A 2,362-nucleotide genomic window follows, 5' to 3' on the forward strand; every position below is an offset into this window, starting at 1 on the left:
CAGCTAAGGTTTCGTTGGGTGCGAAGCACCAACAATGAAACCTCCAGTTGAACGGAAGCTTCGGTAGCGGAGATTAAAATGAGAGATTTTTATTATGGACTTATCGTCCCGATGGCTATCGGGATCACTAGTTTTATTTGTGAGTCAGTGAGCTACTCTTTAGAAAGCGAGGTGGGTGCTGAACCCTATCTTTTGTTTTTTTGTCATTTTTTTTGTCTTCAAGACATACCTTCCCTTACCCACACTCTAGCAGGCTTTTGGAGATTTACCCATAAGATATTCTTTTGGTGGTCCTCGCTGGTCAAAGGTGCAAATCGTCTTGAGCAGTCCTTTTTTACAGCAGGGACATACGCGCAGGAGAGTTTGTTTTTCGTTCTGCTTGGGTAGCTTTACTCGAAGTTTTTCTTGTAGATTTTTTAGCTTCTCTCGCTTCCATGTGCTGCTCAAGATTCCATAGTGTCGTATCTTTACGAACCGCTTCGGTAAGATATGTTGTGAGAATCTGCGGGTAAATTCTGCGTGGGTTATGGTCATAGATTTCTTCTTACTTCCATCCTTATAATCCTTGTATCCAAAAGTCACCGTATCATTTTCTATCTTCTGAATTCGATGATTACTTATCGCAATTTTATGCGTATATCGTCCTAAGTATTCGACGACAGACTTTGGATTACCGAAGGGTCGCTTGGCATAGACCACCCAGTTTTTCTGAAACAAGGAGTCCAATATATTTTGGGTTACCAATTTTTCTCTTCGCAGCTTGGCTACATATTTGGCTCGAAACACCTTGGACAGAGCCTTGACTGGAAATAGATACTTACCGTCTGAGCGAATATTCTTCCAGTCTCCGTTTTTATCTATTCCCCCTCCGGGTACGATACAATGCAAGTGTGGGTGCAATGATAAATTCTGACCCCAGGTATGCAAGATAGCTATCATGCCCATTTTGAGTCCTTGTGTATTGCCAAACTGCGACAATGTCTCCCAAGTAGCTTCATAGAGCATATCATAGACCGCTTTGGGTTTAGGTATCGATAGCGGATTCATTTCGCTAGGGAGCGTAAATACGACATGAAAGTATGGCACAGGAAGTAGCTCCTGTTCCCTAGCCTGTATCCACTCTTCTCGCTTGTGACCTTGGCACTTTGGGCAATGTCTATTTCTGCATGAATTATAACTAATACTAATATTACCACATCCATCACAAGCATCTACATGACCGCCTAGTGATGCCGTTCGGCAGCGCCGAATGGCTGATAAGGTGCGAAGCTGCCATGTATTGAGTCCTAAGTTTTCTACTTCATTACCTAGCCTCGATATTATTTCGGCAATTTCGAAGCGGGGCTGCATTGAGCAAACAAGGTGTCGAGTGGACTGAAAGCAGATTTGTGGCTTAGCTGCGCTATATGCAGATATTCCATCGTGGTCTCAATATTGGCATGACCCAATAGATTCTGCAAGGTGAGAATATCCATACCGTCTTCTAACAGGTGAGTCGCATAGCAATGGCGAAGGGTGTGCACATGCACATCTTTGAGTATGCATGCTGCCTTGGCTGATTGCTTCACCGCCCATTGTACGCCTCGCTGACTATAGCGACTATCCAGTTCACCACCTGCTCTACCTTCAGGTTGTCCGTGAAATAGCCAGTCCTTTGGCTTCTCGGCTTCGATATACTGATGGAGCCCTCGTATCAAATGATCGCTCAAGGGAACCAGTCTATCTTTTTTGCCTTTGCCCTGTACCACATGGAGCTGCTTACGGTCAAAGTCTAGATCTTGAAGTCGCACACTTCTCACTTCCATACATCGCAGCCCACAGCCATAGAGTAAACCTATGAGTATTCTATGTTTGAGTAGTTTACATGCCTTCAACATTCGCCATACTTCCTGCTTACTGAGAACAACAGGTAGTTTTTTCTCATGAGCGATACTTGGCAGTCGCAAATGACTATAATCCAACCCCTCGGCTTTGAGCATAAATCGCAGTCCATAGACTGTGTGTTTAAAATAGGTTTGAGAGGGGGTCTTGGACTTCTTTTGTAGATAAAATAGATAGTCTTGAATCTGCTCGGGGTCAATCTTTGTAGGCAGTTGGTTGAAATAGAGTGCTACCGCAGCTATATGTCTCGAATAATTGTCATATGTCCGAGGACTGCGACCTAAAACCGAAATATTCCGCTCAAAGCGATGCAACAATTCTGAGAATCCCTCAATTTCGTTTTTAGCTCGGTTTAAAATTTTGTTTTCTCCTAATTCTTCTCTTGATTTTTTTTAGTCATGGTTAATTGATTTTGATTTAATTTTGAATCAACAAATAAACGAATAAAAGAACCATAAAGCTACCGAAGGTTTAGTTCAAC

The 2,362-nt window shown here is 42.9% G+C and carries 2 protein-coding genes; both read right to left on the reverse strand.

The features are described from left to right. Positions 1-246 precede the first annotated feature (246 nt). Positions 247-1,350, reverse strand: a complete 1,104-nt coding sequence (locus ACOVQ4_RS08610; protein ID WP_421820244.1) for an IS91 family transposase — start codon at positions 1,348-1,350, stop codon at positions 247-249. Next, positions 1,320-2,198, reverse strand: a complete 879-nt coding sequence (locus ACOVQ4_RS08615; RefSeq protein WP_421820245.1) for a tyrosine-type recombinase/integrase — start codon at positions 2,196-2,198, stop codon at positions 1,320-1,322. The genes ACOVQ4_RS08610 and ACOVQ4_RS08615 overlap by 31 nt, the downstream gene beginning before the upstream one ends. Between the last annotated feature and the right edge of the window lie 164 nt (positions 2,199-2,362).

Source organism: Flectobacillus sp., from assembly GCF_049240685.1.
Classification (GTDB): domain Bacteria; phylum Bacteroidota; class Bacteroidia; order Cytophagales; family Spirosomataceae; genus Flectobacillus.